This is a genomic window from Desulfovibrio sp. (assembly GCA_016208105.1).
Lineage (GTDB): Bacteria > Desulfobacterota > Desulfovibrionia > Desulfovibrionales > Desulfovibrionaceae > Fundidesulfovibrio.
On sequence record JACQYS010000023.1, the window covers coordinates 194,458 to 208,287 of the forward strand.

Annotated in this window: 10 protein-coding genes, 1 tRNA gene and 1 pseudogene; 6 read left to right on the forward strand and 6 right to left on the reverse strand. The window is 55.1% G+C overall.

Translation table 11 applies throughout. The annotated features are described in order from the left end of the window. Positions 1-159: 159 nt before the first annotated feature. Entirely contained in the window at positions 160-1,362 is a 1,203-nt protein-coding gene (locus tag HY795_15840; protein MBI4806696.1) for an NAD(P)/FAD-dependent oxidoreductase, read from the forward strand. 57 nt (positions 1,363-1,419) lie between these two features. Here the strand turns inward: HY795_15840 and HY795_15845 are convergent, their stop codons facing one another. Next, a complete protein-coding gene (locus HY795_15845) occupies positions 1,420-2,514 on the reverse strand; it encodes an ionic transporter y4hA (GenBank protein MBI4806697.1) in 1,095 nt (364 codons plus the stop codon). Between the two features lie 258 nt (positions 2,515-2,772). Then, entirely contained in the window at positions 2,773-2,949 is a 177-nt protein-coding gene (locus HY795_15850; GenBank protein ID MBI4806698.1) for a hypothetical protein, read from the reverse strand. Positions 2,950-3,124: 175 nt separating this feature from the next. Between HY795_15850 and HY795_15855 the strand changes: the two genes are divergently transcribed. Both HY795_15855 and HY795_15860 read left to right on the forward strand, forming a co-directional pair. Continuing rightward, positions 3,125-3,448 carry a hypothetical protein gene (locus tag HY795_15855; GenBank protein ID MBI4806699.1) on the forward strand — a complete coding sequence of 108 codons (324 nt, stop codon included), beginning with the start codon at positions 3,125-3,127 and terminating at the stop codon, positions 3,446-3,448. After that, positions 3,445-4,644, forward strand: coding sequence for a hypothetical protein (locus HY795_15860; GenBank protein ID MBI4806700.1), 1,200 nt, complete (start codon positions 3,445-3,447; stop codon positions 4,642-4,644). The genes HY795_15855 and HY795_15860 overlap by 4 nt, the downstream gene beginning before the upstream one ends. Before the next feature lie 84 nt (positions 4,645-4,728). Here the strand turns inward: HY795_15860 and HY795_15865 are convergent, their stop codons facing one another. Together HY795_15865 and HY795_15870 are read right to left on the reverse strand one after the other, a co-directional pair. Beyond that, on the reverse strand, positions 4,729-5,598 hold the full coding sequence (locus HY795_15865) for a hypothetical protein (protein ID MBI4806701.1): 870 nt from the start codon (positions 5,596-5,598) through the stop codon (positions 4,729-4,731). A 601-nt stretch (positions 5,599-6,199) separates the two neighbouring features. Beyond that, the gene (locus HY795_15870) at positions 6,200-7,396 is read right to left on the reverse strand and encodes an anaerobic nitric oxide reductase flavorubredoxin (protein MBI4806702.1); all 1,197 of its coding nucleotides are present in this window, start codon (positions 7,394-7,396) and stop codon (positions 6,200-6,202) included. A 303-nt stretch (positions 7,397-7,699) separates the two neighbouring features. Between HY795_15870 and HY795_15875 the strand changes: the two are divergent. Together HY795_15875 and HY795_15880 are read left to right on the forward strand one after the other, a co-directional pair. Further along, positions 7,700-8,199, forward strand: a pseudogene (locus tag HY795_15875) (hypothetical protein). 156 nt (positions 8,200-8,355) lie between these two features. Further along, positions 8,356-9,879 (forward strand): acyl--CoA ligase, encoded by a 1,524-nt coding sequence (locus HY795_15880; GenBank protein MBI4806703.1) that lies wholly within the window; start codon positions 8,356-8,358, stop codon positions 9,877-9,879. 279 nt (positions 9,880-10,158) lie between these two features. Here the strand turns inward: HY795_15880 and HY795_15885 are convergent, their stop codons facing one another. Both HY795_15885 and HY795_15890 read right to left on the reverse strand, forming a co-directional pair. Next, a complete protein-coding gene (locus HY795_15885; protein ID MBI4806704.1) occupies positions 10,159-11,703 on the reverse strand; it encodes an MFS transporter in 1,545 nt (514 codons plus the stop codon). Positions 11,704-11,917: 214 nt separating this feature from the next. Continuing rightward, positions 11,918-11,994 (reverse strand) — tRNA-Leu (locus HY795_15890). Positions 11,995-12,161: 167 nt separating this feature from the next. Here HY795_15890 and HY795_15895 point away from each other — a divergent pair. Then, positions 12,162-13,361, forward strand: a complete 1,200-nt coding sequence (locus tag HY795_15895; protein MBI4806705.1) for a site-specific integrase — start codon at positions 12,162-12,164, stop codon at positions 13,359-13,361. Positions 13,362-13,830 lie beyond the last annotated feature (469 nt).

A 13,830-nucleotide genomic window follows, 5' to 3' on the forward strand; every position in this document is an offset into this window, starting at 1 on the left:
TCCGGCTCCGCCAGCGGGAGCGTTTGAAGGGCCGTGAGCGAATAAGGGCTACCGGTTCGCGCCGCAGTCCTGTATGTTTGCACAGTGCCATATCGGGCGGCGGGAATGGGCGCCAACCCATTGGTCCGCCCGGACGGAAATCCCGGGAAGGAGTGATGCATGAAACGCTATCTCATAATCGGCAACGGCGTGGCCGGGGCCACCGCTGCGGAGAGCATCAAACGCCTCGATCCGGACGGCCGGATCACCATGCTCTCCGCCGAGGCTGATTCGTTCTATTCGCGCCCGCGCCTGCCCGAGTTCATGGCGGGAGAAGTGCCAGTCGAGCGCATCACCCTGCGTTCAAAATCCTGGTATGCGGACCATGGGATTGAACTGCTTCTTGGCACCGAGGCCATTTCAGCCGACCACCAGGCCCGAACGGTCACCGCGACCGGCGGCCTGACCCTGCCCTACGACGAACTGCTCCTGGCCACCGGGGCCAGTTCCCTGGTCCCGCCGGTTCAGGGCGCGCAGGCTCCCGGGGTGTTTTCACTGCGCACTGCGGACGACGCCCGGGCAATCGGGCAGGCGGCGTCCCGAACCAAGACGGCCGTCCTGGTCGGGGGAGGGCTGCTTGGCCTGGAAGCCGGGGCCGCCTTGGCCCGCATGGGGCTCACGGTGCGGGTGGCGGAGTTCTTCGACCGTCTCCTACCGCGGCAGATGGACGTTCAGGGGGCGGCCAAGCTTCAGGCGCGGCTCGAGGGCATGGGGTTCTCGTTCGCCCTGGGAGCGCGCTCAAAGGAGATAGTCCCCGATGACGGCGGCTTTTCGTTGATCCTGGAAGATGGCCGCACGCTCACAGGCGGTCTTGTCCTCTTCTCCGCGGGCATCCGGGGAAATGTGGAGCTGGCCCGGCAGTTGGGCCTTGCCATGGACAAAGGGGTTATTGTGGACGACCGGATGAGCACGAGCCTTCCGAGCGTCTGGGCCGCTGGAGACCATGTGGAGCACAGGGGGCGCCTGTACGGCCTCTGGGCGCCCAGCAAGGCCCAGGGCGAGGTGGCGGGCGTGAACATGGCCGGCGGCCAGGCGGTTTACGAAGGCACGGTGTTGAGCAGCTCGCTCAAGGTGGCGGGAATCGACCTCACATCCGTGGGAGACATCGACGCCGATGGCAAGCTTGAATCCGCCGTGTGGCAGGATGCCGATTCCTACAGGAAGATCGTGATGGAAAACGGAGTCATCAAGGGGTTCATCTTTTTTGGAGTGACCGCCGGGATCAAGGAGTGCCGGGCCGCCATGGACCGGAAGGCCGATGTGGGCGCGTTGGCCCCGCAGATGAGGGAGGCGGATTTCGACTTCAAACTGCTGGCGGGATGAGCTTTTTCGGTACCCGGCACGTGCGGACGCGAAGGGCTGTCGAGGCCGGCGGTGCGCTTACGGAACGATTGACGTGAGAAGATACACCGCGAAGATCATCAGGAGCACCACGCCCTGGAGAATGGTGGTGCGGCCTGTGGCCAGCGAAAGCACGGAGACGAAAAGCGAAAGGAGAAAGAGCACGGTCGATTTCATGTCGATGCCAAGCGTCAGCGTCATGCCGGTGTACAGGGCGACCATGGCCACGGCCGGGATGGTCAGGCCGATGCTGGCCAGGGCTGAGCCAAGCGCCAGGTTGAGGCTTGTCTGCAAGCGGTCCGCTCTGGCCGCGCTCACGGCGGAGAGCCCCTCGGGCAAGAGAACGACTGCCGCGATGATTATCCCCACCAGCGACTTCGGGGCGCCAATGGCCGCCACGCCCGCCTCGATGCTTGGCGCAAGGGCTTTGGCCAAAAGCACCACCGCCCCGAGGCAGACTATCAGCAATACGCCGCTGAAAAGAGCGATGCGGGTGGAAGGCGGTGGGGCGTGCTTCTCTTCGTCGCCGTCGCCATCCTCGGGGAGAAAATAGTCCCTGTGCCGGACCGCCTGCACCAGCACGAAGGTGCCGTAGAGAACCAGGGAAACCACGGCTATGAATATGAGCTGGCTCTTGCTGTATACGGGGCCCGGAGTACTCAACGTGTAGTTGGGAAGAATGAGCGTGAGCACGGAGATGGCCACCAGCGTGGTCAGGGCGGCGCTTGCCCCGTGCAGGCCAAAGATCTGTTCGTGAAACTTGGCGCCGCCAGCGAGCAGGCAAAGACCAAGTATGGCATTGAGGATGATCATCACCGCGGCGAATACCGTGTCCCGGGCAAGGGCGTTTGCTTCCGGGCCGCCCGCAAGCATGAGCGAGACGATGAGCGCCACTTCAATGACCGTGACCGCAATAGCCAGGACCAAAGTTCCGAAAGGCTCTCCCACCTTGTGCGCCACCACCTCCGCATGGTGCACGCCAGCTAATACCCCGCCCATAAGCCCCGCCGCCAACAGAACGAGGTAGAAACCGCCGAAGCCAAGGCTCATGCCCGCAAACAGCAGCCAGGCAAGGATGGGCGCGGCAATGGTCCATGCTGGGAGCAGGGAGGGAGTTTTCACGAGAGTAACCATAAACTTAGAGTGGACATTTTGCTATTCCAATCTTGTGTCCACTTGCAGAGGATGGGTTTGAACTGTTGTGAACCATGATTGTCGGAGTTGGTGTTCACGCCTTTGCGAACCCTACTTGTACAGCATGAGGCGCTTGCGTTCGGCATCCGGCTCCGGGAAAGGTGATAAACCGCTGTCGCGGGTAATCCGTTCGATGCTTCAAGACTGAGGAAACGAGAGTTCAGCTCGGAACGGACGTACGTGAGGGCCAGGGCCCGGTCAACGCCGGAGAGGCGGCGTACGATGAGCCATATAGAAGAGCACGGCGACAACGAAGACGGTGATGCTAAAAAACGTCCGGGCCAAGGTCCGCCCCTGCCAGAGGCCCGTGAACCAGGTTCTGAACTCGTACATCAGCACCCCGGCTTTGCCGTTGTACTGTTCAAGATCCTTCATGAATTTCTTCGAGTTCTCGGGCCTTCTCCGCCGGGCAGAGTCATCTATGCCGGGATGGGCATAGGTTTGGAACCGTTGACAACTGTACAAAAGCGGCGTTCAAAGAATATTGATACGAGAGGTTAGGCCAGATAGCCGCCCCTGCACCGCAACCCACTACAAGGCTCGGGATGTCATGTTTCCTACAAAAAGAAGCATGTTTTGTGTCATTATTGTTCTGCTGGTTTGTTTAAGTTGCTCGCGGGATAAAGATAAAAGCATACTTGGTGAGTATTCCAACTTCAATGGCGACACTCTAGTGCTGATTGAGCCAAATGGCGGTATAAAGTTAAGCAGCGGGCATGGGAGCTACACAGGGAAATATAAGATGGATGGAGTGGAGATAATCGTGTCAAGTTCAGACAAGGAAATAGCGCATTTGTATGTGAATCATGATCAATCTTTGTATGGAAAAATGTTCGGTGTGGAAATAAGGGTTATGAAAGTAAAGAAAAAATGATTGCAATATTTGGTAATTGCCAAGCAAGAAGTCTTTATTCAAGCATATCGCAGTATGCGCAAGCTCAGGGGCTCTGGCTGACATCCGCTGAAATCCTCAAGGCCAACCAGGGACACCATGCTCCACGCGTCCTGAAGGATCTTGTCAGGCGTTTCAACCTCGAACACTACCTCAACTGGCGCGAGCTTGATCGCCAGTACAGCCTCTTTACCGCGTCGGACCCTGAGCCAACTCTCATTGTTTTCACGCTCTTCAACGAGATTGAATATTTCCACATCAATGTGCGGGACAATACCCGCTTCTACATTCATAAAGGGGCACTGGCCGCCGAACCTCGTTTCGCGCATTTCATGCATTCCAATTATCGAACCAGAGCGCTGCCAGTCGAAGGCTACTTCGAGCGCTTCCATGACCTGCTCGGGCTAGCCAGAAGCCAGAAGAGCGCTCCAATCCTCATACTCAAACGGTTTTCCCACCATCCGGCCTTCGGACCCGCGCCGCACTCCTATCTCGCCGGGTGGGATGACTACTGGCCGCAGGCACTCGGCAGGTTGGAGGCCATGGCCCAGACCATCCCCGGGTGCACGGTTCTGGACCTCGACAGGCTCCTGGCGGGAATGCTGGCGCGTACCGGGCTCGGTGTTCAGGCGCTTTTTCCGTTTCTGCGTCTGAGGGTCTTTGACTGCGAAAACACGAGGCGTTTGTCGGTGCGTCGTGACGTGGAGCACGTCCGGCAGGAGTTTTGGGATATCGTGGCGGAAAAAGTTCTCGCATTCCAAAAGACCGGGAAAGTCCAATACGATGCGGATGAAACAATTCCAGAAGAGTGGTCCAGCGGGGATTTCACGCCCGAACACATCGGCCACTCGCAGCTGGCCGAGCTGCTTGGTTCCGGGGATGCCTTCGACTGCGCCAGAGGGCTGGCGTTTCTCATCTGGAACTCCCAATACGACTTCTCCGAATGGATAACTGAGTTTAAGGATTCCATGCCCCTGCATGAGATCACCCTGTCCATGATGCATAAATACGCCATGATTTCGCCCACGCCGTCTCTCGTGGAATGGTGCGGGGCTCAGGAGCGCAAGCTTGAGGCCGATCCCGGCTTGGATTCGGCGTTCAAGCGGCGTTACCGGTCAAGACTGGATGAGATTTCGCGCTTGGCGCTCGGGGTGGCAGATCAGATGCCGTTCCCTTGAGTATGGCCTTGTGTTCTCAAGGGAGCGATCGCTTGGAATCGATACTTTAACAGCTGGGAAGTGGTTAGGAAAAAGGTCCATATTCTAGGATGACATGTGAATACTGCCGCTTACATTGCCAAGAAGGAACGAACGCACATCCGACACTGGGATATGTTTGCGCATGTAATCCTCTGACCGCCAGTGGCTGTAGTGGTGGACGAAAGGGTACTTGGGTATTGCAACGCGGCGTCCGTGCAGAGCTCTGTTTATAGAAAGCTCGTCAACACATCCAAATCCTGTTGCAGCATCTATCTCGATTGGGAATGGATATACTTCTGATATTAATTTCGAATCAAATATGATACAGTTTATCGTTATATTGTCAACGTATAAGTAGTCTTCCGAATAATGATTTGAAAAGTTATTTTCCATGTCGTGGTTTATAATCGAATCCCATACATATCTATGTAAATATTTATTTGCATCAAAATTCATTTTTGCATTTTTGTACTTTAAAAATAGTTCTTCATGGTAATTTCGCATCACATTTTCAATGTACGTATTGTATACAGATAGGCTTATTGGACAAAGTGATGCCGAGAGGAGGATGTCATCCCTCTCCTTATGTGTTATATAGCATTTGTATAATGACTCAATCCAATTGTTTGTAACGAAAACATCTTCGTCAATTTTTAATATCACATCATTCTTGTGGTGCTCTATGATATCGTTGAATGCCTTCATAACGGCTGGAACAAGCCCGCGAGGGGAGCAACTAATCACGTGCGCATTCGGATGTTTTTTGCAGAAGTCTTTCGCCAACAGCAGATGAGGAAGAGGAACGCTGTTGGCGATTATGTATATTGATTTAAAAATGCTAAGGTTAGTGTGCTTTTCAAGGCAGTTAAGACACAGTTTCAGGCAGTCGATTCGATGCGAAGTGAAGATGACGAGCACGGGGTTTATGGTCATTTAATTATCCAGGTTGGTTTTGCTGCATCTTAAGCAACATACATGCCATGGGTACCTTCTTCCCCTATTTGCAAGCCTGATGTGAGGGGGGGCCGTAAGGCTTAGACGATGACTCCGGTCCTATGTAAGGCCGGCACAAACGATCTATTTGGAAACATCATGGAGGAGAGTTGGACTGGTAATGGCGATTATGGGCGGTAAATACAGTGGTCAGCAGCTGTGATGGCAAATTAATCGTCCGCAACCTATGTTTATGATCTCATAGGCTCATGCTGAAGGGTGTGTTTGCATGATGTAGAACGTTGATGTCCAAGATTGTCTAAATGCAGGTAGGATACGAATTGTTAGTACATAGATAAAAGCAAAGGGTCAGGATTTTGTCCCAACCCTTGCTTATTAATGGTTCCACAGGGCATTCCACTGGAAATATATGCCCTTTTTGGTCTAATCCCCTGTTCCGCAAATTATGTGAGAAGAGAAACCCTTCTCCAACAAGCGAATAAATCAATGTGCAACGCCAAGACCATTGTGTGCATCTTGTCGTTCGAACATCAAGGTACTAGTGCAGTCTGAGTGGTCCTGAATTTCACTGACAGGAGTGTCAGCCAGCCAAGGCTTTCCCCAACGTGGCGCCGAAGGCGATGCATTGGTCCTGCGTTTCTGCGTCAGGTTGCCAGGCGATCTTCAGGCCCGGGGCCATGATTTCAAAGCCGCACGCGGCCAGCCCTTGTTCCAGCTGCTTCACGGACTCTCCGCTCCAGCCGTAGGAACCGAAGGATGCGGCCTTCTTGTTCTTGAATCCGAGGCCGCGCATCTCTTCGAGAATGGCCGCCACGGAACTCAGTATTCCCCTGTTGATGGTCGATGATCCAAGCAACACGGCTTCGGACTTGAACACCTCGGTGATGGCGTCGTTCTTGTCGCTTTTGCCGATATTTAAGCACTTCACGGTCATGCCTGGCGCTGCGGACCTTATCCCCTGGGCGACAAGCTCGGCAACGCGCCGGGTGGCTCCCCACATGGTGTCGTACAGGATGGTGACCTGCTTTTCCTGATAATCGCCAGCCCACTTGAGATACGCCTCCACGATGCGCATGGGTTCTTTGCGCCAGATGACCCCGTGGCTGGGGCAGATCATGCTGAGCGGGAGATTCATGCCGACAAATTCCTGGATCTTCTTGGTCACCAGTTTGCTGAAGGGGGTGAGGATGTTGGCGTAATACTTCATTGCCTCCTGGAAGAGTTCGCACTCGTCCACCGTGTCGTTGTAGAGCCCCTCGCTGGCCAGGTGCTGGCCGAAGGCGTCGTTGCTGAAGAGGACCGCCTGACCGGTGAGGTAGGACATCATGGTGTCCGGCCAGTGGAGCATGGGGGCTTCCACGAAGACGAGGTCCAGGCCCGGGCCCACGTTCAGGGTGTCCCCGGTCTTCACGGGATGGAAATTCCAGTCGCTGTGGTACATGCCCTTCATGGATTTCACGCCATTTACCGTGCAGTAGACGGGAACCCCGGGGATCAAGCGCATAAGCTCGGGCATGGCCCCGCTATGGTCCGGCTCGGCGTGGTTGACCACGACGTAGTCGATTGATGCGAGGTCCACCTCCCTGGCCAGGGAAGACACGAATTCACCCGCGTATGGCCCCCATACGGAATCAATGAGCACGGTCTTCTCGCCGCGAAGCAGATACGAGTTGTACGATGAACCACGGTGGGTGCTGTATTCCTCGCCGTGGAATTTCTTCAGTTCCCAATCCGTCTTGCCTACCCAGGTGATCACGTCGTTTAAGCGAGTGGCCATACGTACCTCCAGACTGATATTGAATCATGAGCCGTGCAGCAGGAAACGATGCCCTGCCAAAGTAGCTCGTTTTGAAACCCGCAACAACGGGTTTTGAATACTTCATGTTTCATTCTGGCGCGGCCTCATCCTGGGCAATGCTCACCGGGATATCGAGCCAGCCAGCCCGGACGGGCGCACCCGGCGGTTCGCCTTGGAGAGCGCCCAACCCAGGCGTGAGCATCCTTGTTGACAATGTGAGTGGTGTCTTATAAATTTTAATATATATTTCAAACGGTAATCTGTAAGAAAAAGGGGTCGGCAATGCGAGTGCTTACAGCGGCTGGTTTGTTTGTGTTGTCTGTTTTTTTCTGCACTGTATCGTATGCGTTCGACTGCACCAAGCTGAATTTCGGTGCGAAGTTCAGCGAGCTCGATGATGGAAATTTCATATTGTATAAGCAGGCAGAAGGTGTTTCCTATTATAATTATGTTGGCAATTGCCGGCTGCAGGTACATCAAAATGCGTGCCCAGCCATTTCCTACGCCTTTGTCGACGGCCAGTATTACGCCAGAATAATACGTGTGGTTGGCAGAGATAAGGAAGATGTTCTGAGCACCATGAAGGCGAATTTTGGCGAGCAGATAAAAGTGAAAAAACGCGGAGTAGTACTGAGTTCAGTTGCAACATGTCAGACGACGTGGAACTGAAGATCAAGTGCAACGACCGCACCGGTGAAGTGAAAAGCGCTGCATACGGCATTAAGTTGCGGGCTCAGCTTGCCAAGACTTTGAAGAACGACCCGGCGAATCTGGGCAAATAGTCTCATCCCGTTCGAGAGCTTTCGTGATTCGTCTGGGCCCTGCGCGGCAAGGGTGACACGCCGGTCGCGCAAGGCCCTTGAGACGCCCTGGGCGATGAAGCGATCGGGGTGCCCAATACCCGGCAGGCTTGTCTTTACGACCCTTGAGGGGCGCAGATGCTGATCTGGGATATTGTTGAGCGCACAGCCACCCGCACGCCTGGCCGCGTTGCCGTAGTCTGCGGCGGCCAGGAAACCACCTACGGCCGCCTTGCAACGGATGTGGAACGGCTGGCCGCTGGGTTTTATTCCCTGGGCTTGCGCCCTGGCGACAGGATAGCCCTGGCGCTGCCGAGCACCACGGAACTGGTTACTGCCTGTCTTGCCGCACACCGTGCCGGGCTGATCGTCGTTTCCTTGCCCGTGGACGCCCCCCCTGGCCTGAACGCCCTCTATGTGTCGGACGCCTCTCCGAAAGCCGTGGTGACAAACCAGGAAGGCCTCCCGCTCTTGCCGGAAGCATCGCTTAAGACAATTGATCATTGCATCCTCACCGATGGGCAGGCTCCGGGCGGCGTACCGTTTTCGTCGCTCATGGGCACGCAGCCGGGTGTCCTCCCGCAGCGGGCAACGGGCTGCCAGGACCCTCTCGCCTTCCTCATTTTCACTTCCGGCACCACCGGCCGCCCGAAGGCCATCGCGCACACGCAGGCCCGCCTTGCACAAAGGACCGGGCACCTCTGCGCGGCACTGGAGCTGACGGACCGGGACACGACGCTCCTGGCGTTCTCCCCCCTTCGGTCCACAAGTTTCGTGTTTCAGGTGCTGGCCATGTTTCGCGTGGGGGGAACCGTGGTCCTGGCGAGCCCCAAGGACAGCGGCATGTTTTGGGACCTCTACGCGCAGGCACGGCCCACTTACAGCATGCTCATGCCCGCCCTTGCCTGGAGGCTCTTCGAGCACCCCGCAGCCGCCACGGCCGACCATTCCCGCCTGCGATTTTTGCTGACGACCGGGGACCACCCAGGCCCGGACCTGGTCCGCAAGGTGGAGGAAGCAACGGGAAAACCGCTGCTCAACCTGTACGGAATGACGGAAATAGGCCTTATCGCCGCGCATCCCCTGGCCGGGCCCCGGAATATGGGGTCCATGGGCAAGCCACTCGAAGGAGTTCAAATGCGCCTGGTGGACGGTGACGGGCGCGATGTAAGTCCTGGGGAAACCGGCAGGCTGCTGGTGCGCACCCAGAACTGGATGGCCGGGTATTGGAACGACACCCTGCGAACGCATCAGACCACCTGCACCGGCTGGTTCGACACCCAGGACCTCGCCTGCATGGACCAGGACGGTTTTTATTGGTTCAGGGGCAGAGCAAGCGATGTGGTCGTGCGCAACGCCATCAATGTCGCTTCCGCCCTGGTGACGGATACGCTGCTTGAGCACCCCTCCATTGCCGAGGCCATTCTCGTGGGCCTGCCCGACGCCATTGCCGGACAGGTGCCGGTGGCGTTTTACCGGCTAAGGCTTGCTGCCGACGATCCTGCAAAGGACGCGCTTCGCGCCCTGGTGTCCGCACGGGTCGATGTAGAGTCCGTCCCCGTGGCATTTCACCGGATCGACCAGTGGCCTCTGACGCGGGGCGGCAAGGTGGATCGGGCAGGCCTTAGGGACCTTGCCCAGACCAAATCCCAAGCGGGGTGAAGCCGGGGGCATGAGTCCCGGCCGTTTCCGCAGGGGTTCGGGCCTTAGCAGCCGTTGTAAAAATCGATCTGCGCAGCCTGTTCAAAAAGCCAGCTGGCAAGGCGCAGAAAAAAGTCAAGGCTGACCAAAACGCAGGACAGCGTTTTGAGGAAACGCCTTTGGGCGTTGCCCGCAGGGGCAGCCCCCAGGACGGGGGCTGGTCAAGCGTATTTGACATACGCGAAGGTTTGACTTTTGCGCTGCAACGCCGACAGCGGGAGTTTTTCAACAGGCTGTTAGTTACTTGGACACGTCTCGCGAGCCGGGTTCCGGCAGCCAGAACGAGCAGAGGGTGTTGATCAGGTAGCAGAGGAAGCCGATCGCCGCGGCTGTATAGGCAATCCTGGTTCCGGTGGAGAGACTCGCCGGGAGCCAGGAGGCAATGAGCGGGGTGAGGGCGGCAAAGGACGTGCCTATCATGCGCCCGCCGATGTTGGCTGCGAAGCTTTCCCCTGTCCCCCGCAAGTGAATCGGAAAAACCCTGGGCAGATAGTTCCCCCAAAAGCTGAACTGGGCGACGGTCAAAAAACCGCCCAGGAAGATGCCGATTTCCAGCCAGGACAGGCTGTTCACCCCTGCCCACGCGAACGTCAGAGGCATCACGGCAATGCCGGGCAACAAAAAGCCGCGCAGCAGCCGTTGCCGGCTGATGACAACGATGGCCAGGCAGGCCAGGACGAACCTTCCCAACAGTCCGCCAAGGGGCGGGGTTTTCATTATACGGGCGGTGTGCGCCTGCTCGATCTGGCCTGCGATGCGGCGCTCTTCGGCTCCCATCCGCTGCGCTATGTCCGCGTCCGATTTGCCCTCGCTACGCCAGCGCGTCCTGAGTTCTTCCCGCAAGCCCTCCGGCAGCTGCTTCTTCAGAGCGGCGCTGGCATCCTCCTTCACCTCGGGCAGATCGGGAACAATCTGCGGCGTCAGGGCGAGCGCGCCATAAAAAGCCGCGTGGCCCATGGTGAACATCACCGTGACGAGAATGGTGGTCCTGCGCAATTGGGGGCGAAAAAGTTCCGTGATGCTGGGGCGCTTAAGTTGCCCTGTTCTGCGCTTCTCCTTCCAGAGGGGGGATTCGGGAAGAAGCGGCCTGACCAGAAGCAACGGGATGGCTGGGATAAGGCCGGACATGAGCGTGTAGCGCCAATGCGCGTGCGGGTGGGAGATGGTGCCGAAGAGGTCCAGCAACGGCGGGGTTGCAATGGCCGGAAGCTGGAGGGCTGGGAGATTCATCCCGAGAAAGAGCGGAGCGGGGCTGTTTACGGACCAGGCCGTGATGATGCCGTTGGCGATGGCCACCATGACACCCCCAAGCGAAGAGAAAACCTGGGTAATGCCCAGGACACCCTCCCGCTGGTTATTCGGAAACAGTTCCGCCAGCCAGGCCACCGCGGCCACGAATTCCACGCTGACGCCAATGAAGACGAGGCAGCGCAGCACCAGAAGCATAGGCAGGTTGACGGAATATCCGCCAAGGAAAGCGGCGAAGGAATAGAGGAGGATGCTCCAGGTCAGGACGGTTTTTCGTCCGAAGCAGTCCGTCAGGTAGCCTCCCAGCAGCCCGAACACGCCGCCGGCCAATGCCGGAACATAAAACAGCAGGCTGAACCAGAGGGTATAGGCTGGTGATCCGGGCTGAATGCCTCCCAGCTCGAGAAGGGCCGGCTTGACGATCAAGGGAAGCATCAACAGCTCGTAGGTGTCGAAGGCAAACCCGAGGGCGGCAATCACGCAGACCAGCCATTGAAGCATCGTGAAACGCGGAAGACGCTGGGTGATGAAGCTCATACGCATGCCGATACGACGCCCCGTATGGTACGTGTTCAATGAATAAAACTGTTTGCCGGGGTACTCTTGGGCTAAAAACGGGGGCTAAGCAAGTGCGGCATCACGCGTGGCGATGTGTGAACCGTTGGTCCGCCCATCTTCATGGGAAAAAATTGGCAAAAAATGATCGGCAAAGAAAAAGGGACCCAGGCATTCGCCTAAGTCCCTGATTTCTTGGTGCGCCCGGCACGATTTGAACGTGCGACCTACGGATTCGTAGTCCGTTAACTAGTAGTTCCCATAACTTCCCGCATATTCCTATCTAGCTTGTTTTTAAACATATAATTAGACATGGTCATCCTGCTAATTCCCTTGATTTCCCGATGTCGGTTGTACTATGGTTGTACAACAAAGGCAACGGACCTTAATCCTGAAATTCGGAAGCAGGGGAGAGCGCCTGTCCAATCATGGAGGGATTCATGGCAATCCAGTGGATCAAGTGCAAATCGAAAGGCGTCAGGTACAGAGAACATTCTACACGCCGTTATCTTCGCAAGCCTGATCGCTATTATACCATTTTTTACAAATTTAACTGTAAGTTCCATCAAGAAGCAGTTGGATGGGCATCGGAAGGTCACACTGAATCAGAAGCCGAAATACTTTTTCAAAAACTTAAAACTAATCGGAATATCGGAGAGGGGCCTCAGACCCTTAAACAAGCCAAGCAACTCAAAATAGATCAGGATGAACAAACAGCTGCAAACAAAATGCTAGAATCCAAAAAGGCTCTTACATTTGGTAAGTTCTTCATAGCAACATATGCACCTCATTCGCTCACGACAAAAACAAAAAAGTCGACTGATCGTGAAGATCAACTCTTTCGACTCTGGATCTCTCCCGTCATAGGTGATCTGCCTTTTAAGAATATCTCAGCACTTCATCTGAATCAGATTATGTCTAATATGCTAGCGAAAGATATTGCACCAAGGTCTGTAAACTATGCCTTTGCTGTTATTCGGCAGGTATTTAATTATGCAAAGTTTTGCCATGTGTCTGAGATCGACTCGCCAACTCAAACAACAAAGATGCTAAAATTCGATAACCAACGAAGAAGGTTCTTAACAAAAGAAGAAGCTTCGATGCTTTTGAAGGCATTGAAGGATAAAAGTGACCAGGTTTATGCTATCTCTTTGATCAGCTTCGAATGCGGATTACGAGCCAGTGAGATATTTTCTCTGAAATGGGGGGATGTAAGTTTTGAAAATGAACAGATGATGATTTGGGATTCCAAAAACACAAAGTCACGTCCCGCTTTTATGACTGAGAATATCAAGAAATTGCTTATGTCATTTGAGCGAGGAGGGAGGGGCGACTTAATTTTCCCTGGGCGAGAAGGGGTGAAGATCAATCAAATTTCACAGACCTTTCGTAAGGTGGTTGAAAGTCTTGGATTAAACGATGGAGTTTCAGATCCTCGGCAGAAAGTAGTATTCCATACTCTCAGACATACTTTTGCCTCTTGGTTGGCTCAGGGTGATACGAACATTTACACGGTCAAGGAACTTATGGGGCATTCTAACTTAGCTATGACTCAGAGATATGCTCATCTTGGTAATGGCGCTTTGAAGAAAGCGATAAAAAAACTTGATGGAAAAATCGACATAACCAAACTAGATTAAAATATATATCTTGACCTGCACACCAGACAGAAGTTCCCTGTCAGCCGATTTCCTGTACAGCGAAAGCGATGTGGCTGGTTGGGCTTGGGCAGGGACACGGTTCCTGGACGGCTGCTTAGAAGAACGTCTTCTGCCTTGCTATGCGTTGAAATAGTTAATGAGAATATGGCTCGGATAACACTTTTCTGGGCAAAACCGGGTATTCCCAGGACCAGTCAGGTTATCCGTATGTTGTCCACTTGAGGCGATTATAATAGGTCGATTTGCAGCATTTGATTTGAAGAGCATTCAAGAGGCCGTCGGTTCTGTGATCGGCCTCTAGCTCCTTTAGCAGCGTGTTGATTTTCTCCACGAAACATCCGACCATCCTTCCACGAGAAGGAGGATGCCAATGGGTCTTGGTCGACAAGCCGAACGACAGAACGCCATGTGGATCAGCTGCGATTTGATCCCCAAATCCCGAGGACAC

Coding starts and splice junctions, on each gene's coding strand:
- HY795_15845 (MBI4806697.1), bottom strand. CDS start 2,514: ATGGTTACTCTCGTGAAAACTCCCTCCCTGCTCCCAGCATGGACCATT.
- HY795_15865 (MBI4806701.1), bottom strand. CDS start 5,598: ATGACCATAAACCCCGTGCTCGTCATCTTCACTTCGCATCGAATCGAC.
- HY795_15880 (MBI4806703.1), top strand. CDS start 8,356: ATGCTGATCTGGGATATTGTTGAGCGCACAGCCACCCGCACGCCTGGC.
- HY795_15860 (MBI4806700.1), top strand. CDS start 3,445: ATGATTGCAATATTTGGTAATTGCCAAGCAAGAAGTCTTTATTCAAGC.
- HY795_15870 (MBI4806702.1), bottom strand. CDS start 7,396: ATGGCCACTCGCTTAAACGACGTGATCACCTGGGTAGGCAAGACGGAT.
- HY795_15895 (MBI4806705.1), top strand. CDS start 12,162: ATGGCAATCCAGTGGATCAAGTGCAAATCGAAAGGCGTCAGGTACAGA.
- HY795_15850 (MBI4806698.1), bottom strand. CDS start 2,949: ATGAAGGATCTTGAACAGTACAACGGCAAAGCCGGGGTGCTGATGTAC.
- HY795_15885 (MBI4806704.1), bottom strand. CDS start 11,703: ATGAGCTTCATCACCCAGCGTCTTCCGCGTTTCACGATGCTTCAATGG.
- HY795_15840 (MBI4806696.1), top strand. CDS start 160: ATGAAACGCTATCTCATAATCGGCAACGGCGTGGCCGGGGCCACCGCT.
- HY795_15855 (MBI4806699.1), top strand. CDS start 3,125: ATGTTTCCTACAAAAAGAAGCATGTTTTGTGTCATTATTGTTCTGCTG.